This window comes from Flavobacterium sp. (assembly GCF_041392085.1).
GTDB lineage: Bacteria > Bacteroidota > Bacteroidia > Flavobacteriales > Flavobacteriaceae > Flavobacterium.
Map to the genome: position 1 here is coordinate 351,654 of NZ_JAWKMW010000004.1, position 26,237 is coordinate 377,890.

Annotated in this window: 25 protein-coding genes; 11 read left to right on the plus strand and 14 right to left on the minus strand. The window is 33.3% G+C overall.

The annotated features are described in order from the left end of the window. From ccoN to R2782_RS01660, 3 genes are all read right to left on the minus strand, one after another. A complete protein-coding gene (gene ccoN / locus R2782_RS01650; RefSeq protein ID WP_371266320.1) occupies positions 1–2,190 on the minus strand; it encodes a cytochrome-c oxidase, cbb3-type subunit I in 2,190 nt (729 codons plus the stop codon). 2 nt (positions 2,191–2,192) lie between these two features. Beyond that, complete coding sequence (gene ccoS, locus R2782_RS01655; protein ID WP_371266321.1) at positions 2,193–2,387, minus strand: cbb3-type cytochrome oxidase assembly protein CcoS; 195 nt, start codon at positions 2,385–2,387, stop codon at positions 2,193–2,195. An 85-nt stretch (positions 2,388–2,472) separates the two neighbouring features. Next, a complete protein-coding gene (locus tag R2782_RS01660) occupies positions 2,473–4,869 on the minus strand; it encodes a heavy metal translocating P-type ATPase metal-binding domain-containing protein (RefSeq protein WP_371266322.1) in 2,397 nt (798 codons plus the stop codon). A gap of 104 nt (positions 4,870–4,973) precedes the next feature. Between R2782_RS01660 and R2782_RS01665 the strand changes: the two genes are divergently transcribed. Then, complete coding sequence (locus R2782_RS01665) at positions 4,974–5,654, plus strand: Crp/Fnr family transcriptional regulator (RefSeq protein WP_371266323.1); 681 nt, start codon at positions 4,974–4,976, stop codon at positions 5,652–5,654. A 66-nt stretch (positions 5,655–5,720) separates the two neighbouring features. Here R2782_RS01665 and R2782_RS01670 read toward each other — a convergent pair whose 3' ends face one another. From R2782_RS01670 to ruvX, 5 genes are all read right to left on the minus strand, one after another. Next, a complete protein-coding gene (locus R2782_RS01670) occupies positions 5,721–6,869 on the minus strand; it encodes a T9SS type A sorting domain-containing protein (RefSeq protein WP_371266325.1) in 1,149 nt (382 codons plus the stop codon). 186 nt (positions 6,870–7,055) lie between these two features. Further along, positions 7,056–7,829 (minus strand): nucleoside triphosphate pyrophosphohydrolase, encoded by a 774-nt coding sequence (mazG, locus tag R2782_RS01675; RefSeq protein ID WP_371266326.1) that lies wholly within the window; start codon positions 7,827–7,829, stop codon positions 7,056–7,058. Positions 7,830–7,889: 60 nt separating this feature from the next. Continuing rightward, the gene (locus R2782_RS01680; protein ID WP_371266327.1) at positions 7,890–8,315 is read right to left on the minus strand and encodes a DUF5606 domain-containing protein; all 426 of its coding nucleotides are present in this window, start codon (positions 8,313–8,315) and stop codon (positions 7,890–7,892) included. Positions 8,316–8,338: 23 nt separating this feature from the next. Continuing rightward, the gene (gene def, locus R2782_RS01685; protein WP_371266328.1) at positions 8,339–8,926 is read right to left on the minus strand and encodes a peptide deformylase; all 588 of its coding nucleotides are present in this window, start codon (positions 8,924–8,926) and stop codon (positions 8,339–8,341) included. Between the two features lie 107 nt (positions 8,927–9,033). Continuing rightward, complete coding sequence (gene ruvX / locus R2782_RS01690) at positions 9,034–9,450, minus strand: Holliday junction resolvase RuvX (RefSeq protein ID WP_371266330.1); 417 nt, start codon at positions 9,448–9,450, stop codon at positions 9,034–9,036. Between the two features lie 117 nt (positions 9,451–9,567). On the opposite strand from ruvX, the gene R2782_RS01695 reads away from it, so the two are divergent. Both R2782_RS01695 and R2782_RS01700 read left to right on the plus strand, forming a co-directional pair. Then, the gene (locus tag R2782_RS01695; protein ID WP_371266331.1) at positions 9,568–10,383 is read left to right on the plus strand and encodes a 2,3,4,5-tetrahydropyridine-2,6-dicarboxylate N-succinyltransferase; all 816 of its coding nucleotides are present in this window, start codon (positions 9,568–9,570) and stop codon (positions 10,381–10,383) included. 9 nt (positions 10,384–10,392) lie between these two features. Continuing rightward, positions 10,393–11,442: a glycosyltransferase family 9 protein gene (locus tag R2782_RS01700; protein ID WP_371266332.1), complete on the plus strand. Its 1,050-nt coding sequence runs from the start codon at positions 10,393–10,395 to the stop codon at positions 11,440–11,442. Between the two features lie 2 nt (positions 11,443–11,444). On the opposite strand, the gene R2782_RS01705 is transcribed toward R2782_RS01700, so the two are convergent. The 3 genes from R2782_RS01705 to R2782_RS01715 all read right to left on the minus strand — a co-directional run bounded on the left by R2782_RS01705 (position 11,445) and on the right by R2782_RS01715 (position 13,949). Further along, positions 11,445–12,263, minus strand: coding sequence for a glycosyltransferase family 2 protein (locus R2782_RS01705; RefSeq protein WP_371266333.1), 819 nt, complete (start codon positions 12,261–12,263; stop codon positions 11,445–11,447). A 66-nt stretch (positions 12,264–12,329) separates the two neighbouring features. Beyond that, the gene (locus R2782_RS01710) at positions 12,330–13,145 is read right to left on the minus strand and encodes a glycosyltransferase family 2 protein (RefSeq protein WP_371266334.1); all 816 of its coding nucleotides are present in this window, start codon (positions 13,143–13,145) and stop codon (positions 12,330–12,332) included. A gap of 39 nt (positions 13,146–13,184) precedes the next feature. Beyond that, complete coding sequence (locus tag R2782_RS01715) at positions 13,185–13,949, minus strand: Kdo domain containing protein (protein WP_371266335.1); 765 nt, start codon at positions 13,947–13,949, stop codon at positions 13,185–13,187. 73 nt (positions 13,950–14,022) lie between these two features. Here R2782_RS01715 and R2782_RS01720 point away from each other — a divergent pair, with 73 nt between their 5' ends. The 5 genes from R2782_RS01720 to R2782_RS01740 all read left to right on the plus strand — a co-directional run bounded on the left by R2782_RS01720 (position 14,023) and on the right by R2782_RS01740 (position 19,306). Beyond that, a complete protein-coding gene (locus R2782_RS01720; RefSeq protein ID WP_371266336.1) occupies positions 14,023–14,874 on the plus strand; it encodes a glycosyltransferase in 852 nt (283 codons plus the stop codon). A gap of 6 nt (positions 14,875–14,880) precedes the next feature. Then, positions 14,881–15,984 carry a glycosyltransferase family 4 protein gene (locus R2782_RS01725; protein ID WP_371266337.1) on the plus strand — a complete coding sequence of 368 codons (1,104 nt, stop codon included), beginning with the start codon at positions 14,881–14,883 and terminating at the stop codon, positions 15,982–15,984. Positions 15,985–16,216: 232 nt separating this feature from the next. After that, a complete protein-coding gene (locus R2782_RS01730; protein WP_371266338.1) occupies positions 16,217–16,789 on the plus strand; it encodes an L-threonylcarbamoyladenylate synthase in 573 nt (190 codons plus the stop codon). A gap of 3 nt (positions 16,790–16,792) precedes the next feature. Further along, on the plus strand, positions 16,793–18,214 hold the full coding sequence (locus R2782_RS01735) for a CCA tRNA nucleotidyltransferase (protein WP_371266339.1): 1,422 nt from the start codon (positions 16,793–16,795) through the stop codon (positions 18,212–18,214). Positions 18,215–18,286: 72 nt separating this feature from the next. Continuing rightward, positions 18,287–19,306 carry a COX15/CtaA family protein gene (locus R2782_RS01740; RefSeq protein ID WP_371266340.1) on the plus strand — a complete coding sequence of 340 codons (1,020 nt, stop codon included), beginning with the start codon at positions 18,287–18,289 and terminating at the stop codon, positions 19,304–19,306. A gap of 64 nt (positions 19,307–19,370) precedes the next feature. Here R2782_RS01740 and R2782_RS01745 read toward each other — a convergent pair whose 3' ends face one another. After that, positions 19,371–21,080 (minus strand): DUF6029 family protein, encoded by a 1,710-nt coding sequence (locus R2782_RS01745; protein WP_371266341.1) that lies wholly within the window; start codon positions 21,078–21,080, stop codon positions 19,371–19,373. A 2-nt stretch (positions 21,081–21,082) separates the two neighbouring features. After that, positions 21,083–21,562, minus strand: a complete 480-nt coding sequence (locus R2782_RS01750) for a TlpA family protein disulfide reductase (RefSeq protein WP_371266342.1) — start codon at positions 21,560–21,562, stop codon at positions 21,083–21,085. A 207-nt stretch (positions 21,563–21,769) separates the two neighbouring features. Here R2782_RS01750 and R2782_RS01755 point away from each other — a divergent pair, with 207 nt between their 5' ends. The 3 genes from R2782_RS01755 to R2782_RS01765 all read left to right on the plus strand — a co-directional run bounded on the left by R2782_RS01755 (position 21,770) and on the right by R2782_RS01765 (position 25,335). Beyond that, positions 21,770–23,485: an Omp28-related outer membrane protein gene (locus R2782_RS01755; protein ID WP_371266343.1), complete on the plus strand. Its 1,716-nt coding sequence runs from the start codon at positions 21,770–21,772 to the stop codon at positions 23,483–23,485. A gap of 94 nt (positions 23,486–23,579) precedes the next feature. Next, positions 23,580–24,287, plus strand: a complete 708-nt coding sequence (locus tag R2782_RS01760; RefSeq protein ID WP_371266344.1) for a T9SS type A sorting domain-containing protein — start codon at positions 23,580–23,582, stop codon at positions 24,285–24,287. Between the two features lie 4 nt (positions 24,288–24,291). After that, positions 24,292–25,335: an Omp28-related outer membrane protein gene (locus tag R2782_RS01765; protein WP_371266345.1), complete on the plus strand. Its 1,044-nt coding sequence runs from the start codon at positions 24,292–24,294 to the stop codon at positions 25,333–25,335. Between the two features lie 49 nt (positions 25,336–25,384). On the opposite strand, the gene R2782_RS01770 is transcribed toward R2782_RS01765, so the two are convergent. Then, positions 25,385–26,140, minus strand: coding sequence for a LytR/AlgR family response regulator transcription factor (locus tag R2782_RS01770; protein ID WP_371266346.1), 756 nt, complete (start codon positions 26,138–26,140; stop codon positions 25,385–25,387). Positions 26,141–26,237 lie beyond the last annotated feature (97 nt).

A 26,237-nucleotide genomic window follows, 5' to 3' on the forward strand; every position in this document is an offset into this window, starting at 1 on the left:
TTATTTTTGAGCAGTTTCTTTTACTTTAATATCTGTACCAAGTCGCTGTAAGTAAGCAATAAGAGCAGTAATTTCTCTATCTTTCATAGCAACAAATTCCTCACCACGAGTAGCTGCATTCTTTTTACTTTCTTCATACGATTTCACAAAATCAGGATCGGCATGTAAATTTTTCTCAATTAGAGTAGCTTGCTCATCAATTGATTTTCTAGCATTTGCAATTTCTTCCGGAGTGTAGGGAACTCCCAATGTAACCATCACTTCCATTTTTTTCTCAATTTGAGAATAATCCATTGGTTTATTATCAAACAACCATTTGTAACCTGGCATGATAGAACCCGGTGAGGTACTTTGCGGATCCCACATGTGGTTAAAATGCCAATTATCATTGTATTTTCCACCTAAACGTTTTAAATCTGGACCGGTACGTTTAGAACCCCATAAGAATGGATGGTCATAAACATATTCACCCGCTTTAGAATATTCACCATAGCGTTCCACTTCCGAACGGAACGGACGAATCATTTGAGAGTGACAACCCACACAACCTTCACGGATGTATAAATCACGACCTTCTAATTCTAATGGAGTATAAGGCTTAACCGAAGCTATGGTTGGTATATTGGATTTAACAACAATTGTTGGTATAATTTGAATAATTCCACCAATTAAAATAGCCACTAATGACAATACTGTAAATTGAATTGGTCTTCTTTCCAACCATGAATGCCATTTTTCACCTTTCATTCTTCTGGATGAAATGACAGCTAAAGCTGGAGCTTCCGCTAATTCATCCTCAACTTTGGAGCCTGCTGAAACAGTTTTAACTACATTGTATACTAATACGATTAAACCGGTTACATATAGTGTTCCACCAATGGCACGCATCCAATACATTGGCATAATCTGGGTAACCGTTTCTAAGAAGTTTCCATACACTAAGGTTCCATCCGGATTAAATTGTTTCCACATCGACGCTTGTGTAAATCCGGCAACGTAAAGTGGCAATGCATATAAAATGATACCCAATGTTCCAATCCAGAAATGGAAATTGGCTAATTTTTCAGAATACAATTTGGTTTTCGTCATACGAGGAATCAACCAATAAATCATACCGAATGTCATGAATCCGTTCCATGCTAAGGCACCCACGTGAACATGGGCAATAATCCAATCGGTAAAGTGAGCAATAGCGTTAACATTTTTAAGGGAAAGCATTGGTCCTTCAAACGTTGCCATACCATAACCGGTAATACCAACCACGAAGAATTTTAATACAGCATCTGTACGTACTTTGTCCCAAACACCTCTTAATGTCAGAAGACCATTAATCATCCCTCCCCAAGATGGAGCAATTAACATTACAGAGAAAACCACACCTAAATTTTGAGCCCAATCCGGTAAGGCGGAATATAATAAATGGTGAGGACCAGCCCAGATGTAAATGAAAATCAATGACCAGAAGTGGATGATTGACAATCGGTATGAATACACAGGACGATTGGCCACTTTAGGTACAAAATAATACATCAAACCTAAGAATGGAGTCGTTAAGAAGAACGCCACTGCATTATGTCCGTACCACCATTGCACCAACGCATCTTGCACACCGGCATAAACTGAATAACTTTTTAAGGCAGAAACAGGAAGTTCCAGACTATTGAAAATATGAAGAATGGCAACGGTTACAAATGTGGCGATATAAAACCAAATGGCCACATAAATATGACGTTCTCTACGCTTAATGATAGTCATAATCATGTTGATACCAAAAACGACCCAAATTAAAGCAATGGCTATATCGATTGGCCATTCTAATTCGGCATATTCTTTTGAGGTTGTAATACCAAGTGGTAATGTTATGGCAGCGGCAACAATGATTAATTGCCATCCCCAGAAGTTGATATTACTCAGTACATCGCTGTACATTCTGGTTTTTAATAAACGTTGCATGGAATAATACACTCCTGCAAAAATGGCGTTACCTACGAAAGCGAAAATAACTGCATTGGTATGTAAAGGTCTTAATCTACCAAAACTCAGGAATGAAATTCCATCGGTTAAATTGGGAAACAAAAATAGGATGGCCAAGATAAGGCCTACTAACATTCCGACTACCCCAAACACGATACAGGCGTAGAGGAATTTCTTTACAATTTTGTTATCGTAATAAAATTGTTGCATCTCCATAATTATACTTGTTTTTCTTTAATTGTTTGTATTGGTTTTTTGTTTGATTTGATTTTGAGTTCATTGTCAAAAAGGATTCTGACAGACGGGGTGTAATCATCATCATACTGCCCCTTGCGTACTGCTCTGATAAATGCGTACAGAAAAAAAACGGCCACGATGATACTGATGGAAATTAAAATGTAAATAACACTCATACCTTAAATTTATGTTAACAAAATTAGACTTACTCCTTTTTATAAAATATGATATTTATCATACTACTGTTTTTTTAGGAAAAGGTCAAAAATCTTGAGTTACTTTTTTGGTTTGCTTGGCATACATATTAGACATAATTGTAACAAAACTCACAATTGTTATAGTACTTAAAGGCATAATAATTGCAGCAACTAATGGTGATAAATTTCCGGAAATAGCATAACTAAGTCCTATACAGTTATACATTAACGAAAGGCCAAAACTCATGTAAATTGTTTTCATGGCATTTTTTGAATATTGCATAAAAAAACTAATTTTTTGAAACTGTGAAGCGTCCAAAATTCCGTCGCATGCGGGTGAAAAAACATTCACATTTTCGGAGATTGAGATTCCAATGTTACTTTGTGCCAATGCTCCAGCATCATTTAAACCATCCCCTATCATCAACACATTTCTACCTTTTTCTTGAAGTTCTTTGATGTATTGAAGCTTTTGTTCCGGTTTTTGATTAAAAACCAAAGTGGTCGATTCAGGTAGCATTTTTTCTAGAATCTTTCGTTCGCCATCATTATCTCCCGATAAAACAGACAAGTTGTATTTTTTTGCTAATTCTTGAAACAATTGTTCTAAACCTATCCTGTATTGATTATTAAACACGAAACTACCCTTGTATTCTTGATTAATTTCCACGTGTACTTTTGTTTTCTTGTGGGTATTCTCAGTCATAGTTTTTAAAAATTGAGAGGAACCTAATTTGATGGTGTTCCCTTCTATTTCTGCTACAATTCCTTTTCCAATTATTTCTTCGAAATGAGTAAGATTTAATTTGATTTGAAGTGGAATAAAATCATATAATCTTCTACTCAAAGGATGATTAGAGCCTCTTAGAACATTGCCTAGTAGCTGTAAATCAGTAGTTGTTAACGGAATACCTTCATACGTAATTGCTGTTTTTTTGTTGGTGGTAATGGTTCCTGTTTTGTCAAAAACAATTGTATCTACTTGTGCCAGTTGTTCAATCACCGTTGCATTTTTGAGATATAATTTTCGTCTTCCTAAAATTCGCAATACATTCCCTAATGTAAATGGAGCTGTCAAAGCCAAAGCACAAGGGCAGGCTACAATCAAAATAGCCGTAAATACATTGAAGGCAGTGTTCAAATCAATAAAAATCCAATATAAAAATGAAATAAAAGCCAAACTCAATAAAACAGGTGTAAAATAGCGACTGATTGTATCTGTAATTGTCTTGTGTTTAATTACAACTTTTTTCTGAAAAACATCATTACTCCACAACTGGGTGAGATAGCTTTGAGAAACGGAAAACAGTACTTCCATTTCAATAACTTTTCCAATTTGTTTTCCTCCGGCAAAGATTTTATCACCCGATTTTTTTTCTATGGCAACTGCTTCACCGGTGACAAAACTATAATCTATGGAGGCTTTTTCAGAAATTAAAATTCCATCTACCGGAATTAATTCTTGATTTCTGATTAATAATCTGTCGCCTTTTTCTATTTGATAGACTTGCACTGATGTTTCCGAGCCATCTGCTGCTACTTTGGTTACAGCAATTGGAAAATAAGATTTATAATCACGTTCAAACGAAAGAAATGCATAGGTTTTTTGCTGAAATAACTTTCCAAGCAGCATAAAGAAAATGAGTCCCGTCATACTGTCGAAAAAACCTTGTCCATAATCAAAAATAATATCCACAGTACTGCGAATAAACATGATTATGATTCCCAAAGCAATAGGAATGTCAATATTTAACAAACCAGATTTGATGCTTTTGTAGGCCGAAAGGTAATACCCACTGGCTGAGTAAAAAAAAGCCGGAAGCGAAATAGCAAAAATAAGCCATCTGAAGAAACCTCTGTATTGGTTAATCCAAAATTCTTCTGCTTCAAAATATTCAGGAAAAGAGAGCAACATGATGTTTCCAAAACAAAAAAAGGCGACACCTATTTTGTAAATTAAACTACGGTCTATCTCTTTTTTTCCCGATTCAAAATTTTCTAAACTGATATACGGTTCATAGCCAATTGAGCTAAGCAGTTCTACGATTTTTTTTAATGTTGTTTTAGTAGCATCGTAAGTGATTCGAACTTTTTTCTCAGGGAAGTTTACTTGAGATGAATTTATTCCTGATTGAATTTTTTGTAAATTTTCCAAAATCCAAATACACGAACTACAGTGTATATGCGGAATATAAAGTGAAACAACATGTGTTGTATCCTCTTGGAATTCCAATAGTTTTGTAACAATGTCTGCATTGTTTAAAAAATCATATTTACCTTGTATATCTTGTGGTGTTGCTCCGGGAGCTTCTTGAAAATCATAGTAACAGGTTAAATCATTTTGACTAAAAATTTCATAGACTGTTTTGCAACCGTTACAACAGAACCTTTTTTCATCAAAAATAACTTCTTCTTTTTTATGTATTTCAGTACCACAATGGAAACAATTTTCAGCATCCATTTTTTGCTCATTTTACCTGTAACAAAGGTTGCAAAAGGATAAAAATTAAAATATGATATTTGTCATACTTTAATTATATTTGTGAATACCTAAAAACATAAAGCATGAGTAAGTGCGAACAGTGCATTGTGAGAGAATTTAGTTCTCTAAAAGCTTTGAATAAAGAAGAGCTTTTAAAAATGGCTAACTGCAAGTCTTCATACACTATTAAAAAAGGGGAACCTATTTTTGAGGAAGGAGAATCGGTTAACGGTATCTATTGTGTCAAAGATGGGGTTTGTAAACTTTCTAAATTAAGTGCTAACGGTAAAGATCAAATTGTAAAATTGGTTAAGCCCGGAGAACTTTTAGGGCAACGCTCCATGATTAGTGATGAACCGGCCAATTTAAGTGCCGTAGCTTTGGAAGACATGGAAGTATGCTTTATACCTAAATCAGATGTATTAGGCTTTTTTAATAATAATAATCAGTTTTCGATGAATGTGATGAAAACCATTTGCGGTGATTTGAAAGAAGCAGACGATCACATGGTTTCAATGGCTCAAAAAACAGTGAAAGAACGTTTAGCTGAAACATTATTGTATTTAGAAGATACATTTGGCAAAAATGAAGATGGTTCACTTCATATTCAACTTTCCAGAGAGGAATTAGCCGGTATGATTGGAACGGCGACAGAAAGTTGTATTCGACTTTTATCAGAATTTAATAAAATAGGTTTGATTGATATTAAAGGAAAGAAAATAAGCATTATTGATAAAATGAAATTAAAAAGAATAGCTGAGTAACTTTCGCCTTTAAAAAAAGCCACAAGTTTTAAACTCATGGCTTTCAAAAAATGTTGATTTTGTATTTTATTTTCTAACCAACTTGATAGTTTGAACTGCTTCTCCAGTTCTCACTTTTGCAAAATATATTCCGGTTGAAAAGTTAGTAGCATCTACTAAAACTTCATTTGAGTTAAATTGATTTGAATAAACCGTTTTTCCGGTCATATCAACAATATCAATTGATTCAATTTGATTGTCTTCGAAAACAAATGTCCAGTTATTTTGTGTTGGGTTTGGATAAACTTTTGCACTAACCTTTAACGGGTCATTTACACTCAAGACTTCTTCAAAGTTATATTCTCCGGTAATTCTATTAAATGAGATATTGTATATTCCTGCAACTGTTGGTATATCCATTCCATTTTGAGTACCGGTACCCATAGGAAAATCAGAACTCCCCCAATTTTTGGCCCAAGAAGAATTTGCTCTAAATTTCACAAAACCGTCTACTAATTCAAAATTTTGCATCAAAAAAGTCACGCCTCCATCTGACGAAGGTAATGCAATATCGGTTTCCCAACCCTGAGCTCCATCACCAATCAAAGAAACCGGAACTTGAATGAAAGAATAATTCAAACCGGAGTAGTTAAAAGCAACATTATAAAACCCTGCAACTAATGGAATATTATTCCCGTTAGCAATTGCTTCACCTGAAGGAAAAGTAGAGCCACCCCAGTTAACATCCCAATTATTATCCTTTCTGAATTTAACCTCATCTGCTGAAAAATAATAATCATCCAACGTATACAAACTACCGTCAAATGTAACCATCTGTTCACTTTCAGCCCAACTGTTAAATCCTCCAATTATTCCAATATTATCAAATTCAGAGGCAACTTCAGTAAAAATGTATGTACCTGTTTCTTTGTTAAACTCTACATCATAAGTTCCCATCGGGACCGGAATATCTTGACCTCCTTGGGTAGCTGTACCTGTTGGAAAAGTAGTTGCACCCCAATTTGTATCCCACATGTTATCTTTTCTAAATTTTGCTCCACCGGAAACGGCAAAGTTTTGGGAAGAAAGCGTATAGATAACTCCGTCTTCTGTAGCCATCGGAACATCGGCTGCCCAATTTGTGAACTGACCGATAATAGAGATGTTATCAAATTGTGCCAATACAATTGAACTATTTAATAACAACATTAAGGTTAAGAGTAAATGTTTAATCATACTAATTGATTTTAAGTTATTTAACAAATTTAACTTACTTATCATCAAAATCAAAAAAACAAAAAAATAATTATGAATATTTCAAAATAAAACACTAAGTATAACTCCTAAAAATCAAAAACGCATACTTATTCTGATTTTTCACTAAATAGCACAAGAAATTACGAAAACGTTTTCGTTACTGTTTTATACTTTTTTTGCTTCTTCCCAAAAAACATCCATCTCGGCCAAAGTCATTTCGGACAATGGTTTTCCTAGTTCTGATGCTTTACTTTCAAGATACATAAATCGTTTTATGAATTTTTTGTTGGTGCGTTCCAACGCATTCTCAGGATTAATTTTTAAAAACCGAGCATAATTAATCATGGAAAACAATACATCGCCAAATTCAGCTTCCATTTTTTCAAAATTTCCTGCTTTTACTTCTTCTTGTAACTCGTTTACTTCTTCTTGTACTTTATCCCAAACTTGGTGAGGTTCTTCCCAATCAAAACCAACACCTTTCACTTTGTCTTGAATTCGGCTGGCTTTTACGAGTGCCGGTAAACTTTTCGGCACACCTTCTAAAACTGATTTTTTACCCTCTTTTAGTTTAAGTTTCTCCCAATTTTGTTTTACTTCTTCTTCATTAGCTACTACTACATCACCATAAATGTGTGGATGACGGTCGATCAATTTATCACAAATACTATTGGCTACATCGGCTATGTCAAAATCATTAGTCTCACTCCCAATTTTAGCATAAAACACTATGTGCAACAATAAATCGCCTAATTCCTTTTTGATTTCCTGCAAATCGTTATCCAAAATGGCATCGCCCAACTCATAGGTTTCTTCAATGGTCAAATGACGTAAACTTTCTAAGGTTTGTTTTTTATCCCATGGACATTTTTCCCTCAAATCGTCCATGATATCGAGTAAACGACCAAAAGCGGCTAATTGCTGTTCTCTTGTATGCATTGTATATTGATTTGTGTAAAAATAAAAAATCCTGCTTGTTGCAGGATTAATTATCAAAATTTATTCGGCTGTTTCTTCTTTTTCTTCTTGCGATAAAGCTTCAAGTGTTACATATCCTTTGGGTTGCAGCATATTGTACCAATTGATTATTTTTTTTATATCTGAAGGATAAACTCTTTCTTCGTCAAAATCGGGTAAAACTTCTCTAAAATAAGTGACCAAAACACTGTTATCGTCCTTGTGTGAAATAGCGGTAGGCCCCTCATTTTCCTTGGTTGCAATGGCTTTAAAAACTTCGGCTAATTTAATTTCTTCGTTATAGGTGTACACCGCAATTTCAGAAAGTAAACTCACATTGCTTCTCATCCCTACTGTAATTTTTTTTCCGTCCATTAAACTTTCGGCAACAAAACCGGTTCTGGTTTGTAACTTTAATTCGAATAATCCCGGTTTACCGGAAATGGCTAATATTTTTTGTAAACTCATTTTAAACTATAAATTAAACTTTATTATCTTCCTTTTTTATTGAAAAACTTCATTTTGTAATCGGCTCTGATTTTGCCATCCATTATGTTTTGAAGTCTTTTCTTAATCAATGTCTTTTTTAATGTAGAAATTTTATCGGTAAATAAAACACCTTCAATATGATCGTATTCGTGTTGAATTACTCTGGCAATTAACCCATCATACACTTCTGTGTGTTTGGTGAAGTTTTCATCAAAATATTCAATCGTAATCTTTTCTTTTCGATACACATCTTCGCGAACATCCGGAATACTCAAACAACCTTCGTTAAACCCCCATTCGTCACCTTCTTCTTTTACAATTTTAGCGTTAATAAATGTCTTCTTAAAACCTTTTAATTGCTCTTTTTCTTCCGGTTTCAAATCATCACTTTCGCTAAAAGGCTCTGTATCTACAACAAACAACCGAATGGCTAAACCAATTTGTGGAGCCGCCAAACCAACGCCGTAAGCATTGTACATGGTGTCATACATGTTAACAATAAGTTCCGATAAATTGGGATATTCGGGTGAAATTTCTGCACCAACTTTGCGTAAAACCGGATCACCATATCCAACAATTGATAAAATCATTTGAACAATTTTTTGTAATTTAGAATTTAAACTATTTCGATTAAATTCGGATGCAAAAGTAATAAAAAGAATTCTGACTTTTGTCTTTAAACAAGTAGGTTTTTCTTTTAAATCATTTTTCTGTTTAAGAAATCCTGCAACAAAATTGTAGCGGCAATTTCATCTACTAAACCTTTGTTTTGGCGTTGCTTTTTGCGTAAACCACTGTCTATCATCGTTTGAAAAGCCATTTTGGAAGTAAAACGTTCATCGACACGAATAACTTTCATTTGTGGAAATTCAATCGAAAATTTTTCTACAAATTTTTCAATAATGGGTGTACTTTCCGAAGGAAGACCGTTCATTTGTTTGGGTTCGCCAATTAACACAGTAGAAACACTTTCTTTAGAAAAATAGTCTTTCAAAAAAGGAATAATTATATCGGATGGAATGGTGGTTAACCCCGATGCAATGATTTGCAATTCATCGGTCACGGCAATTCCTGTGCGTTTGATTCCGTAATCTATGGCGAGTATTCTGGGCATTTGTTTTTTTCTGATTTTACAAATTTACACCAATTTATTTTTTTTGCTAAAAAGTTTACAAAAATCAAACCAAAATGTATCCGCAAAAGATTTTATCTTTGTCAAAATTTTAAAAAAATGAACGAATTACAACCTATCATAGAAAAAGCTTGGGAAAACAGAGCTTTATTGCAAGAAGAAACGACCATTGCTGCTATTAGAGAAGTCATTGAATTATTAGACAACGGAAAACTTCGTGTGGCCGAACCGACTGCTACAGGTTGGCAAGTGAACGAATGGGTAAAAAAAGCCGTAGTGATGTATTTCCCCATTCAAAAAATGGAAACGTGGGAAGCCGGTATTTTTGAATACCACGACAAAATGGAATTGAAACGCAACTATGCCGAAAAAGGAGTTCGCGTGGTTCCACCAGCGGTTGCACGTTATGGAGCTTATGTGTCCAAAGGTGTGATTATGATGCCCAGTTATGTAAACATAGGAGCGTATGTAGATGAAGGTACAATGGTGGATACTTGGGCAACCGTGGGCAGCTGTGCTCAAATTGGAAAAGACGTTCACTTGAGTGGAGGTGTTGGCATTGGTGGTGTTTTAGAACCGCTTCAAGCCGCTCCGGTAATAATTGAAGACGGAGCCTTTATCGGGTCAAGATGCATTGTGGTAGAAGGCGTTCGTGTAGAAAAAGAGGCCGTTTTAGGAGCCAATGTAGTGTTAACGGGTTCAACCAAAATTATTGATGTAACCGGCGAAAGTCCGGTGGAATACAAAGGATTCGTACCTGCACGTTCGGTGGTGATTCCGGGAAGCTATACCAAAGAATTTCCGGCTGGTGAATTTCAAGTGCCTTGTGCACTGATTATTGGTCAGAGAAAACCTTCAACCGATTTGAAAACTTCGCTCAACGATGCATTGCGAGAATATAACGTAGCGGTTTAATTTTTTATTATGAAAGTACTGGTAATACAACATAAAATGATTGGCGATGTTTTGGCTAGTACTGTCATTTGCGAAGTGCTTAAAAAAGAACATCCGGATTGGAAAATTCATTATTTGATTGAAAAAAACACACTTCCGGTAGTAGAAAATAATCCATATATTGACAAAATTGTTTTGTTTGACCCACAAGCTAACAAAGGACTTTTTCGCTTAATTCAATTCGGAAAACAATTAAAAAAAGAAAAATATGCTTTGGTAATTGATGTATATGGCAAATGGCAAAGCATTATTCCGGCTTATTTTAGTGGGGCCAAAACGATTATCGGCCATTATAAATGGTACACTACATTTTTTTATACTAAAACAGTTGTTCCTGATACTGAATGTAATGGAACTGCCAATGCTTATCGACTCCTTTTAGCCAGCACGGCTTTAAATAAAAAAGTTGAATTGGTTTATCCGGCTATTCACTTATCGGAATCAGAATTGAATTTAGCCAAAACTAAAATGAGTGTTTTTTCTTCCAACAAACCGATTTTTATGATTAGTGTCTTGGGTAGCGGTAAGAACAAAAGTTTACCACCGTCTTACATGGCTAATGTTTTGGATTACATTGCTGAAAATAAAGAAGCACAAATTTTATTCAACTACATTCCAAAACAGAGAAAAGAAGTAGAACATCTTTATCATTTATGCAATGAAAAGACAAAATCGCAAATACATTTGGATTTTTATGCGGATGGATTGCGAGATTTTTTGGGTATTTTAGCACAATGTGATGCATTAATTGGAAACGAAGGCGGTGCCACCAATATGGCGAAAGCACTTTCCATTCCAACTTTTACTATTTATGCTCCATGGATAAATAAAACATCGTGGAACATTATGGAAGAAACAGGATTGCACGATGTTGTTCATTTGAGTGATTACTATCCTGATTTATACCAAAATAAACATCCTAAAAATTTCAAAGACAAAGCGTTGGAATGGTATGAAAAATTTCAGCCTGGTTTATTCAAAGAAAAATTAATCGCTTTTTTGAAAAGAATTGACAATTAATTTTACTTTTTCTCTTTCATAATACCATACGGAGTCCAAACAATCTTATTATCTTTCACCTCTTTTCTAATAGCTAGATTGGCGGCTAATGATTCCGGGGTTTTATATCCTCTGGCATGATCCAAATGCAAAACAATCGCTTGGTAACGGATTTGTTTCCCTTTTATACCAAAATTTTCAAGTCTTTCACCAAATTCTCTATCAGGACCACCGTATTTCATACGCTCATCATAGCCGTTAATAGCAATCATATCTTCTTTGAATCCTGAGGAATTACAGTTATTAAAAGAAGGTGTTGTAGGTGTAATGGTATCCATTATGGTGGCCATAACACCATCTGTAGACAACTTTAACGTTTGAGAGAAACCCAGTTTATCTTTGCTCTTCAGCCATTTTACATCAAAACAAGTACCGTTGATGATATCTTCTTTTGAAATCAATTTACTGACTTTCATACTTAATTTACAATAGCCACCGGATAAAAACCGACCTTTTTCTGCGTATTTGGCGTGTACTTCCACAAAATCTTTTCTGGGAATACAATCACCATCCGTCATAATGATGTATTCGTTGGCTGCTTTTACTATAGCTACATTCAAAATTTCTTGTCGCCTGTAGCCTTCATCCTCATGCCATAAGTGTCGGATTGGAACCGGGTAATTTTCTCTATATCGGTCGATTAACTCTTTTGTAGTAGGTTTTGAGCCATCATCAGCGATAATTAATTCAAAATCTTGATAGGTTTGAACACTATAGCCAATTAACACTTTCTCTAACCATTCCTCTGCATTATAAGTACTGACAATAACAGAAATTTTCATTGTATAAATTGTAAATTATGTGCAAAAATAAGGATAATTTCTCTTAATGCTCTTTAGGAGCCAGAATTACATCCCTTTACTTATTCCATTTGGTATCCGAATAATGCGATGTTGTTTGTTAAATTTTCTGATTGCTTTATTTTTTTCGATACTCTCGGAAGTTGCGTAAGAACGACTATGGTCTAAATGCAAACAGATGGCCGAATACCTTATTTGTTTTGACAGCAATCCTTTATTGAACAATCTTTCGCCTAATTCACGGTCTAAACCGCCGTATTTCATATCCTCATTAAACCCATTGACATCCAAAATATCTTGTTTGAAGCCCGATGAATTATGACCGTTCCAGGAACGTTTGGTTGGTGTAATCCAATTCATGAATACTGCCAACCATTTTAGTTGAGTTAACTTTGTTAATTTAAAATTGAAAGCCAACCCTTCACTTCTTAGCCACTTACTGTCAAAACAATTTTGTGAAATAATATCCTTTTCACAAATACTTTTAGAGATAGAAAGAGGTAATTTAAAATAACCACCGGATAAAAAATAGCCTGCTTCTTTGTACTTCAGATGAATGGCAACAAAATCGTTTCTCGGAATACAATCACCGTCTGTAAAAAGCAAATAATCAGAACCTGAAGCTAAAATGGCTTTATTAAGTATTTTAGGTTTCTCAAAACCATTGTCTTCATGCCAAACATGAATAATAGGGTGCTTAAATTTTGTACTGAATGTATCCAGTAAATCTTTTGTTTTTTGGGTAGAACCATCATCCGCTATGACAATTTCAAAATCATTTTCGGTCTGAACGCTATAACCAATAAGTACTTTGGCAAGCCATTCTTCTGAATTGTACGTTGTAATTATAACCGATAGTTTCATCCAAGTTGATTAGAATGGAAAAGTAAACCTTTTTATGTTTTACTTCCAAAAAAAGAGTTTCTTTTTTAGATTTTTTCTACGGTTGAAGTTATTCAAGAAACGGTCTGATTCACTCTGTAAAAGTTTAGAAAAAGTATCTTTTTGAACTTTAATTAATCTAGAATACTCATCACTAATTAGTTCATTAACAATATTATCATTTGTAAGTTTTGCTAAATTTGAAGCTCTTTTATGCATGGTTAAGCTTTTATGAAAAGCCATTCTGTTCAAGTCAACCAAATAAAAGCAATACTCCTTATCTCTCACTTTTTTTACAAGTGTATTTCCAGCAGTATTATCAATAAACTCTATTCCAAAATTGTGAATTTTGTAAAAAAATTGGGCTAATTGTATAAAAATTATTTCTCTCTCGGGATAATTCATATCAAAAATAACTTTTCTCAACTCGCAATCTACCTCTTGTTGTTCACTAAAATAGTAACTTTCTTTCAATCCAAAGAGTGTGATATTCTCAAAATAAGCAAACGGTTGCGGTGTACCAATTCCTTTTTCTTGGAGAATTGTGGCATATTCAAATGAACGTCTAGCTTTTGACTTTCTTACATACCCATAGATGAAGGCATTAATGAAATTTGGTTTTTTAAATGATTTTACATTTACTTTTATTCCGTCCGTTAAATCAAAGAATTTGATTATGTTTCGCTTTTCTGAGCCAATCAACTTGCCATCTTTTTTAAATTTATTTAAAATATCATCAAACTGATTTTCTAAATGGTTAAAATTTGAGCGAAAAACTTTCTTCATTATGTTTTCTTCTAATATCTAACAAAAGTAAGTTTTTTTATTTATTTGATTTATTTTTACAAAAAAATAGAACATGTTCAAACATCTTTTAATCACAAGATTTAATCTCAGAAATCCGGAGTGGAAACAGTTAACAAAAAACAATGAGTCTATTTTAGATGATAATTGGATGAATGAGCGTATAACATTATTTGTAAACTATTGTTTTCCTTCTGTTATAAATCAAACCAATCAAAACTTTGAATGGCTACTTTATTTTGATGTCTCAACAAATGCTATTCATAGAAAAAAAATTGAAGAAATTATTGAGAACTACACTAATATCAAGATTTTTTTTATTGATGGGATGCCAGTTTTCAATGAAAGCATTCTTAACTATGTTAAAAAAAATAGCTCGTCTGAATATTTAATAACTTCGAGAATTGATAATGATGATTGTATTCATAAAGATTTTATTAATGAAATTCAAAAACACTTTAATCGGCAAGATTTTTTAGCTATCGATAATATTGAAGGTTATACTTTACAAATTGAACCTAGTTTTATTTTAGGTAAAAAAGAGCATATTTTTAATCCGTTTATCAGCTTAATCGAAAAAAACGAAAACCCGAAAACAGTATGGCACTATGTGCATAATATGTGGAAAAAAGAACCTCGATTAATTCATGTAAAAGAAAAACGGCTTTGGCTTTCTGTAATTCACGGAAAAAACAAAGTTAACGAATTTGATGGCTATGGAAATATCAAATGGAATAGTCTTAAAGATGACTTCATCATTTCTGAAAAAGTTTCAAAATCAATTGAGAGCGAGCAATTATCATTCTCAAAATGGTGGTTTTTAAGCTTAAAAAACTATATATATGTAAAACAAGTTTTACTCAGTAAACAAATTAAAAAAACATTAGGGGTTTATAAAGCAAAATAAAAAATAATGAGAATACTACATCTTTCCAGTAATATTAAATTTGGAGGAAGTGAACAACAATTAATCCATTTGGTTGAAGCATCAGATAAAAAAAATGTAAAAAATTATATCTTTTGTTTTGACACTTCTGAATTGAATATTTTTAAAGATCAAACAAAAGCTATCTTTTTTAATCATCCTAAAAGAAAAATTTATTCTTTTGAATTATTAAAAAGATTAAATCAAATAGTTAAACAAGAGAAGATTGATTTAATTCATATTCACAATGGAAAGTTTATCTTAACATTTATGTTATCTAACATATTGTTTAACTTAAAATGTAAAGCAATATTTTCCAAAAAGGATATGAGTAGAAGTTCAAGTCTGTTTAGTAAAATTAAATATAACTACAGTGGTATTTATAAAACAACTTGTGTGACCGAAGCCATAAAAAAAAGATTTCAAAAAATTCTTTACAAAAAAAACCATCACAAATTAATCGTTATAAGAGATGGAATAAATATCAATGAACTTGAAAAAAATAAAGCTAAAGAAAAAAACATTTTAAAATCTTCAAATGATAAAATAATTATTGGAAATATTGCTAATCATGTTAGAGCAAAAGGTTTAAAGACTTTTATATTAACAATTGATTACCTGGTGAATGTAAAAAAAATTAAAAATATTCAGTTTATCCAAATTGGAAGGTTTACCAACTTGACAGATGAGATAAATCAAATGATTATTGAAAAGGACTTAACAAACTATATCGAACTTAAAGGTTTTATTCAAAACGGACATGAATTTTTACCTCAGTTTGATTATTTTATGATGACTTCTGAAAGCGAGGGTATGCCTTTAACAATATTAGAATCATTGTATTATGAAGTTCCTGTGATAACAACCAATGTTGGTGGAATTCCTGAGGTAATTTTACACAAACATAATGGTATGTTAGCTGATTCTAACGACTTCAAGAGTCTTGCAAATAACTTATTAGAGTTAATCGACGATACTTCATTGAGAAAAAAAGTCAAAGAAAATGGATTGAAAACAATTTTAGACAACTTTGATTCTACAATTATGGCCGAACAAACCATTAAAATCTACAAGGAAGCTATTTTAAATTAAAATTATTCTTGATGAAATATTAAAATTGTTGACTTTTGTAATCTAAAAATCAAAAATCATTTAATATCTATAAGAACAGTTGTGATATATTTCACTATTAATATTTAAGCTATTAAAATAATTCCCAATATTTCTAATTAAACTAAGATTCAACAAAAAAATAAAATTATTTTAAGATATAAAGTTTTAAGTAAAAAATTTAAAAAGTTTTTCGGAGTATAAAATACAAATAATGGCAACTGACTTAAACCAAGAAATCCACAACGCCTTTCAAGTTATTCAAAACGGTGGCATCATTCTCTACCCTACCGATACGGTTTGGGGAATTGGTTGTGATGCTACGAATCCAGAAGCTGTAAAAAAAATATACGAACTCAAAAAAAGAGAAGAATCCAAAAGTATGATTGTATTGATGAATGGCGAAAAAATGATGTATAATGTGTTCAAAGACATTCCTGAAGTAGCATGGCAAATTCTTGATTTAACTGAGAAACCAACCACTCTAATTTTAGATAAACCAAGAAATGTAGCTCCAAATATTATTGCAGAAGATAAGTCTTTGGCTGTTCGAATAGTGAAAGAACCGTTTTGTTATAAATTAATGGAGCGAATGAAAAAACCCCTGGTTTCCACTTCTGCCAACATTTCCGGTGAACCCACTCCAAAATCATTCAAAGAAATTAGTCCCGAAATTATTAAAGGTGTAGACTATGTTGTAAATTTGCACCGCGAAAAAATTTGCGACAAACCTTCAACCATCATCAAATTAACGTTGGATAGTCAGGTGCAAATTATTCGAAAGTAAAAAATGAATTACACCAAAGCACTACATAACCCTATCTTTAAAATCATCTCGCAAGCATCAAAAGAGCTAGGTGTTGAATGCTACGTAATTGGTGGATTTGTTCGGGATTTTTTACTCGATCGGGATTTCAAAAAAGACATCGATATTGTTGCTGTTGGAAGCGGTATTGATTTGGCTCTCAAAGTTTCTGAGCTCCTTACAAATAAACCCAAAGTACAGGTCTTTAAAACATATGGTACAGCAATGCTTCGTTACCAAGAAATTGACATCGAATTTGTAGGAGCCCGAAAAGAAAGCTATCATTTTGACAGTAGAAATCCGGTAGTGGAAAACGGGACACTAAAAGACGATCAAAACCGACGTGATTTTACTATCAATGCTTTAGCTTTTTCGCTGAATGAAAAAAATTACGGTGATTTAATCGATCCTTTTAATGGTTTGGAAGATTTACAAAATAAAATCATTCGAACACCTTTGGATGCTGACATAACCTTTTCGGATGATCCGTTGCGAATGATGCGAGCCATTCGTTTTGCTACGCAATTGCATTTTACGATTGAAGAAAAATCATTGGCTTCCATAACCAAAAATTATCAGCGAATCAACATTATAACCGGTGAACGAATTGTGGATGAATTAAACAAAATTCTTTCTACAGAAAAACCTTCTATTGGTTTTATTTTATTGTATCAAACCGGTTTGTTAGATTTGATTTTACCGGAATTAACCGCTTTAAATCAAGTGGAAGAAATAGAAGGTCATACTCATAAAAACAACTTTTATCACACCTTAGAAGTGGTGGATAATATTTGTCCGAATACCGATGATGTGTGGTTACGTTGGGCCGCTTTGCTTCACGATATCGGAAAGGCTCCAACCAAAAAGTTTAACAAAAAACAAGGCTGGACATTTCACGGACATGAATTTTTGGGAGGAAAAATGGTAAAAAAAATCTTTGAACGATTGCATATGCCTTTGAATCATAAGATGAAGTACGTTTCCAAATTAGTAACCTTAAGTTCACGACCCATTGTGCTTTCACAAGATATTGTTACCGACTCTGCGGTGCGACGTTTATTGTTTGATGCCGGCGAAGACATTGAAGATTTAATGATTTTATGCGAAGCCGATATTACCACTAAAAACGCAACTAAATTTAAAAAGTACCACAATAATTTTAAGATTGTTCGACAGAAAATTGTGGAAGTGGAAGAACGTGATCATGTACGAAATTTTCAACCCCCAATTTCCGGAGAGGAAATAATGGAAATTTTCAATTTAAAACCCTCTCGTGAAATTGGGATTTTAAAAGAAGCGGTGAAAGAAGCAATTTTAGAAGGAGAAATTCCGAATGAATACGAAGCTGCTTACGCCTTCATAATTAAAAAAGCTGAAAAATTAGGACTACAAAAGCAAAAAAATTAACGGTAAGATTAACTTTTGTTTAGAAAAGTCAATAAGCAAAAGTGATGTAATTTTGCATTAAGTTTATAAAACATGAAAACAAACAAATCCGTTATCATTTGGCTACTTTCAGGCTGTGTTTTATTGTTTATTATGGTAATGGTGGGTGGCATCACTCGTCTTACCAACTCCGGACTTTCGATGACCGATTGGCATTTAGTTACCGATACTTTTCCTCCTACATCCGACCAAGCTTGGAACGATGCTTTTGAAGAATACAAGAAATTTCCTGAATACCAAAAAATCAATATTCACAACGACTTTACACTTGATGACTATAAATTTATATATTTCTGGGAATGGTTTCACCGCTTCATCGGAAGAATCATTGGCATCGTGTTTATCGTTCCTTTTGTTTATTTTTTAATTAAAAAGAAGCTAGATTCGTCAACCATCAAAAAATGCATCATTCTGCTTTTCATGGGTGGATTTCAAGGGTTTTTGGGTTGGTTTATGGTGAAAAGCGGTTTAATTGACAATCCGGATGTGAGCCATTATCGATTGGCTTTACACCTAACTTTTGCATTCATTACATTTGCATATACACTTTGGGTTGCGTTGGATTTAATTTATCCAAACAAAATTGAAGTGATTTTACCCTTGCGAAAATTAGCTCGAATTGCGTTGGTGGTATTGATTATTCAAATCATTTATGGCGGATTTGTAGCCGGATTAAACGCCGGGTTAATCCACAATCACTGGCCCTTAATGAGTGAAGGAAAATTTATTCATGAAACGGTTTGGATGGAACAACAAACACTTTTACAAAACTTAACCGAAGGAAAAAGCGGTGTGCAATTTATTCATAGAACAGTTGCTTATTTTGTTGTTGGAATGATTTTGTTTTTATATTTTAAAAGTAAAAAATACTCGCTTACCACAATACAGACCAAAGGATTAAACATATTAGTTCTTTTTGTATTTCTTCAATTTCTTTTAGGTGTTTTCACTCTGTTACTTCATGTTCCACTTTGGTTGGGATTGGCTCATCAATTGATGGCTTTCATATTATTGAGTGCGATGACATTTGTGTTGCATCGGTTTTCTAAATAAATAATTACAAAAAAAGCCGATATATCTATATCTATCGGCTAATTTATCTTTAATGAACTATTTCTTAAAACGCTGTGTTGATAGACAATGAAAAACCAGTACTTTCCGGCACAAATCGACAAACACCTCCCACACAAACCAAGCCACCCCGTTGACGACCATAATTCATCGCTATTCGGGTTGAATTGATTCGGTATGCACCACCAAAGTTATAGTAGTGTTTTTGTTTGGATGAATCATCGTTACCATAATTAATAATATCCCAAACGTAGAAAGAATATTTATCGTTCAAGTTCAATTCAAGTGTTCCTCCTGCCCAATTTTTAAAATCGGCATCGGCCCACATATGCTCAGCTTCCATACGAATGGATTTATTGGATGCAAAATTATACACGGCTTCAGCTGTAACAATATTAGTATTCACATCTGAGCTTCCATCTTCAACCCATGGTTTATTATAATACTGATTAATGTAATAAAATCCGGTATGCCAATTTTCGGACAGTTGCTTTTTTACTTCCAAATTATAATCCGAGTAATATTTGGTTCCAACGCCAAAAAAGTCTGTTTTATATTCGGCCGGAGTTAAGCGGTATTGACCCGGAAGATTATACCAAGAAGCCATGTTTACAGCGATTTTAGTTCCATATTTTCCGCCTAGTTTGGTGTCTTTAGCAAATTCATAAAAAATATCAATTTGACCGCCGGTTTCACCCACTTTTAAAATGCGTGGATCTTTAAAATCAAAACCAACTTGAGCTTGATAAACATAAATATTTGCTAAGTTAGAATGGTGTTGTTTGGTTAGAGCCGGAGTAAAATTTAATACTTTATCATTAAAATTTAAACTTGTATTATCGCCTGAAACAGTTGGCACTCTTTCTGACAAAAAAGTCATATTTTCGGTTCTACGCAAGGTAGCATCAATTCCTAAACCTTGTTTAGAATAACCCAAATTTAAACTGATAGCATTACCATCTTCTATCAAATTCTCATCTAATGTATTACTGATTCGATTTAAAACAGCATCTTTGGATTTGTAATTATACTCTAAATTGGAATAAAACGAATTGTAAGAATAATTTACTCTTCCAGAAATTCCATGTGTAATCTCATCAAATTCAGGGTTTTCAATTGCAGCATCAATATCTTCATGACGTCCAACATAACTTAATCCGAAAGAGACATCCGATTTATCAAGTTTTAACAATTGAGTTAATTGAAAATCAGAATCAAATGCAAAAACTTTACCTTTCGCAACGTGAAAACCGGTTCGTTGTTGTCCGTACAATGCAGTAAGCCGAACATTGTCAGAAGGACGGTAAATAATTCTACCCCCACGTAAAGCGGTATTGATACCCAAAGCTCTGTCTTCCCAGGCACGAAGGAGCATTCCGCTACCAAATTGCTCATAGAAATAACCTGCAGTAATATCGAATTTATTTGATTTGTAATTGATGAAATAGGTTGCTACATTCGTTCCTTCAAACTCAGGATTATAATTAAGTAAAGCATTTTTTTCATAGGCTTCGACCTGCACACCAGCCGTCCAACCTTTTATTTGATAATTTGCAAATAAATAATTGTTTGAACGAATTGGATCTTCCGGCTGAATGATTCCGCGTCCTTTGTCATTCAAATACCATTGCGAATTTGATTCAAATCCACCAAATACTCTTCCGTAATCTTTTTTTACTTCGGTTGAATCAACCTGAGCAATAACTAAAACCGAACAACTTAAGAAAGTTGCTAAAATTATTTTTCTAAACAGCATTTTTAAAGTTGTTTCAATTTGTTGTATAACTCTTTTTCGGCTCCTTGACTGTATCCATTGTGTACATAAACTATTTTTTGATTTTTTACGACAACGGTGTAAGGAACATTAGCAATTGCTAACGCCCGCTTTAAATCTTGGTTAGTATCTAACAAAACAGTGTAAGGCCAATTTTTTCCGTTTAAAAGTGGTTTTACTCTTTTTTGTGTTCGCGTATCGTCAATAGAAACGGCTACTACTTCCATATTTAGTTCTTTTGTCCAATCAGCATAATTTTCTTTAATAGCATCTAACTCATTAAGACAAGGAGCACACCAAGTTGCCCAAAAAGTAAACACATATAACCTATCTTTTTCGTTGAAGTCATTTTTAACATTGTATGATTTATTGTCATTAGACTTCAATACAACATTTGGCATTTGTTTCTGTGCGTAAAGATTACAATTAATAATAAAAAGTAAGGCAAGATAAACGTTCTTCATGATTGTTGTGGTTTGTTTAAAAAAATTTTAAGTATAATTTGCTTTTTGTATGAAAATGTGACAATATTATAAAAATACTTTCTAATTAAGCTTGATACATGAATAAATGTTTAAAAAAAATTATTAAATTATATCTTTTTTAAAAAAAAAGTATATTTTTGGAACTTATTGAAAAAAGCTAAACTATTAATTAACAAACCACTAAACATGAAAAAAATTTTACTCTCAGCTGTTCTGTTTACTTTCGGGTATGCAAACAGCCAAACTTTTGTAAGCACTACTCCCGAAAACAAAAAAGTTATTTTAGAAGAATTTACAGGTGTAAATTGTGTTTATTGTCCACAAGGACATGCAATAGCCAACAGTATCAAAAATGCTAATCCTGATAATGTATTTCTTATCAATATACATGTTGGTGGATTTGCCACTCCAAGTGCCGGGCAACCTGATTTCAGAACTCCTTTTGGAACTGCAATCGCTAATCAATCGGGTCTAACCGGTTATCCTGCAGGAACTGTCAACAGATCTGTATTCTCTGGTCTTTCGCAAGGTGCTGCTGGAACTACTGCAATGAACAGAGGTAACTGGAATAATGCAGCTAATCAAACACTTCCTCAAAGTTCCTATGTAAACGTTGGCGTTCAAGGTGTTATCGATGTACAAACTAGACAATTAACCGTAACTGTTGAGGTATATTATACTGGAAACAGTCCAGTCAGTACAAATAAATTGAATATTGCATTATTACAAAACAATACTTTGGGACCACAAACCGGAGGAAATATGGGTAACAACTACAACCATATGCACCGTTTGGTTCATATGCTAACAGGTCAATGGGGAACAGACATTACAACTACATCAACTGGTTCTTTCTATACGCAAACTTTCAACTACACTATACCGGCAGCCTACAATAGTATTCCTGCTGAAATTGGAGAAATGGAATTGGTTGCTTTTGTAACAGAAACACAACAAAAAATAATTAGTGGTAACGGTGCTAAACCAACTTACACCGGTTTAGCCAACAATGATGTTAAATTAAAAAGCATAGAAAGTATAAGTTCACAATGCGTTTCGTCAATTAATCCAAAAGTTACTATTCAAAACTTGAGTCAAACTCCTTTAACAAGTTTACCAATTGAATACAACATTAATTCAGGGGCAAATGCAACGTATACTTGGACTGGAAATTTAGCACCTTTGGCTAGTGCTGTCGTTGAATTGCCTACTTATAATTTTACACTTAATCCAACCAATACTTTGAATATTAGTATTCCAAATGACGATAATAATGCGGATAATACAGGTAGTACTAATTTCAATAAAGCAGTAGAGACTGATCAAACAAACATTACCATCCGTATTACAACAGACCGTTACGGTAGTGAAACTACTTGGAATCTAAAAAACGAAGCCGGTGTTACTGTTGCTTCCGGTGGTCCTTATGCCGATGCTGGAGCTGCTGGAGCTTATCCACAACCTGATGTAAACGTTACTTTAGCTAATGATTGTTTTACATTAACAGTAAATGATAGTTATGGTGACGGTATGTATAGTGCTGCTTACGGTTTTGGTGGTTACCAAGTTTTAGCAAATGGTGTTTTGATTCCCGGAATGAGTGGCGGAACATTTACTACCTCTGATACCCGAAAATTTGGTGTAAATACAAATTTAAGCATCAACGTATTCAATGCCTCATTAATTAAATTTTATCCAAACCCAACAAACGGTTTGATTACTATTTCGCTACCTGAAGCTGCCGTGATTACCTTGACTGATTTAAGTGGTAAACAAGTGTTAACACAACATGCTGAAGCTGGAGAAAGTGACATTAACTTGTCTTCTTTTTCAACAGGAATGTATTTAATAAATTTTGCCGGAGAAAGTTTTTCTAAAACTGATAAAATCATCATTAAATAAATAATAGAAGGGTGTTAAAAAGACATTTTAACACCCTTTACTCTTTTACAAATCTAATTATTCGTTAGATTTGTATTTCCAAAAAAAAACAACAATGAAAAAAATTACAATCTCAATTTTATTTTCTTTTGTATTCCTAAATGCATTTTCGCAGTTTAGTTTTAAAAAATCAGATGGAACACCTATTACTGATGGTACAATTTTGACTTATGGTCCCGGAGATAATTACCTTAACTTTAGAGTTCAAAATACTAGTAATCAGGATTTAGATATTAAAGTAAAATGTACAAGCCTTGTTAACACAAATGGTACTCAATTTGAACTTTGTTATGGTGGTTCTTGTTATGACAGTGTAGCGTTAAATGGTGTTTATCCTGAGTATGAAAATCCATTGAGTCCAGGTCAAAGTAATCCGGCTCAAGGGGATCATTTTGTTAATTTTAACGCCGGTAACGGTGAAATAATGGAATTACATTTTTCTTTATACCCACTCGGTTTTGAAAATAATGCAATTAATTTTGTCTATCGTTTTGATCCGTTTTTGGGTGTAGAATCATTTGATGCTTTATCTTCAATCGGAATAAATATTGACAATACTTCTATAAAAAGTGATTTTAACTTCAATACAACACAAAACGGAAATCTCGCAATTTATAATTTAAATGGTCAGTCGGTTTCTAATTTTCAATTTTCTGAAGGTGTTCAAACTGTAAACTTATCTTCTTTGAGTTCTGCCATTTATATTGCAAAATTTACAACTTTAGAAGGCAAATCATCTTCTATCAAATTAATTAAAAACTAATTCAATGAATAAATTTGGTTTTGGTATAATCATTTTGTTGTTCAGTTGCTTTTCATGCAGTAGCGACTATACCATTTTAGACCCTGTTGAATCCATTAGTTTGACCGCTGACAGTTCAGTTAAAGTTGTTGGAGAAAGCATTATGTTTACCGTTAAAACAAATGATGGTACTGATATTACTGACCAAGCAAAAATTTTTGTGAATGATAGTCAAATCGATGAAAATAGTATTGTTGGTACAGAAGTTGGAGAACTTACTGTAAAAGCGGAATATTTGGGTGTAGCATCTGAACCGCTTACTATTCGATTTCATGACGGATCAGAAATTAACTTTGTGAAGCGTGTTCTTATTGAAGATTATACCGGAACTTGGTGCGGAAACTGTCCTCGAGTTAATCATGCTGTTGAATTGGCTCGTGCTCAAACCGACAAAATTGTTACTGTTGGAATACATCGTTCCAGCTCTAACCCTGCTGATGCTAATTATGACCCTTATAATTATGACACTTCTGAATTAGAAGCCATCCTTAACATGTCTGGTTATCCAAAAGCTTTGTTGAATCGCATGACGCGTTGGCAACCATTAGAACAGAATAACATTCCTCAAGTTATTAATCTTACCCAAGGAGAAAATCCTAAACTCGGAATAGCTATGGATGCTTCAGTTGTTGGCAGTACCATCAACCTTGAAACGAAAGTGAAATTTAGTAAAGATTTCAGTAATTTAAAACTTGTTGTGTATGTTCTGGAAAATGGTCTCATATACGACCAAGTCAATTACACTAATTTTTATACCGGACCCGGAACTATTTCAAATTTTCTACATGATCATGTATTGAAAGCTTGTCTTACTCCGCTTTTAGGCGAGAATATCACAAATACTACGGTTGGTCAAACCTTTACCAAAACATTTTCTGTTCCTGTACCAAGTAATATTGCAAACTTGAATAATATTGAATTTGTTGCTTTTGTAGTAGACGAAAACAATAAGACAATTAACGTAAGAAAAGCAAGTTCAGGAGATAATCAGGATTTTGAGGAACTTTAAGATTATATTTTTCAATATCAAAAAGACTGTCAAAATTGACAGTCTTTTTTTATCCCAGCCATTCTTTAAAATCGTTCACTCGCTCACGGCTAACAATTACCTCATCTGCTTTGTATGAGGGTAAAATTACTTTTAAACGTGAATTACTGTACACCACAATATCCTTAATCGTTTTTAAAGGAATAATAAATTTTCTGCTTACCCTAAAAAAATCTTTAGGGTTTAGTTCTGATTCTATTTGCTCTAAAGTAGTATCCAACAAATAATCTCGATTGTCAAGTGTATGAAGATAAGTACCTTTGTTTTCACTGAAAATGCATTCTACTTCATCTAATGTAATCATCTTTAAATGTTCTCCAATTTTGATGGTAAAACGTTGTTTGAATGTTTTTTCGTTTGGATTGACTAACATTCGTTTAATGGCTTCAAAGTCTAACGATGATATACTACTTTTCTGAAATTGATTTTTGAATTTTGTAATTGCTATTGATAAATCATCTTCATCAATAGGTTTAAGCAAATAGTCAATACTGTTCAACTTAAAAGCTCGTAACGCATATTCATCAAATGCGGTTGTAAAAATAACAGCACTTTTAATTTCTATTTTTTCAAAAATTTCAAACGATAAACCATCCGATAATTGAATGTCTAAAAATATTAAATCAGGATGCTCATTTGAATAAAACCAATGCAATGCTTCTTCAACAGAATGCAATAATATCTCTACTTGTAGTCCTAATTTTTCAACTTTGCGTTGGAGTAATCGAGCAGCCGGTTTTTCGTCTTCAATAATTATTATTCTCATGTTATAAGGAAAATCGGTTAAAAGATTGGTAAACTGAATTCTTGCTTGCAACCTGACTCAAGCCTAGCCGAACAGATCGAAGCAAAACTAATTTATT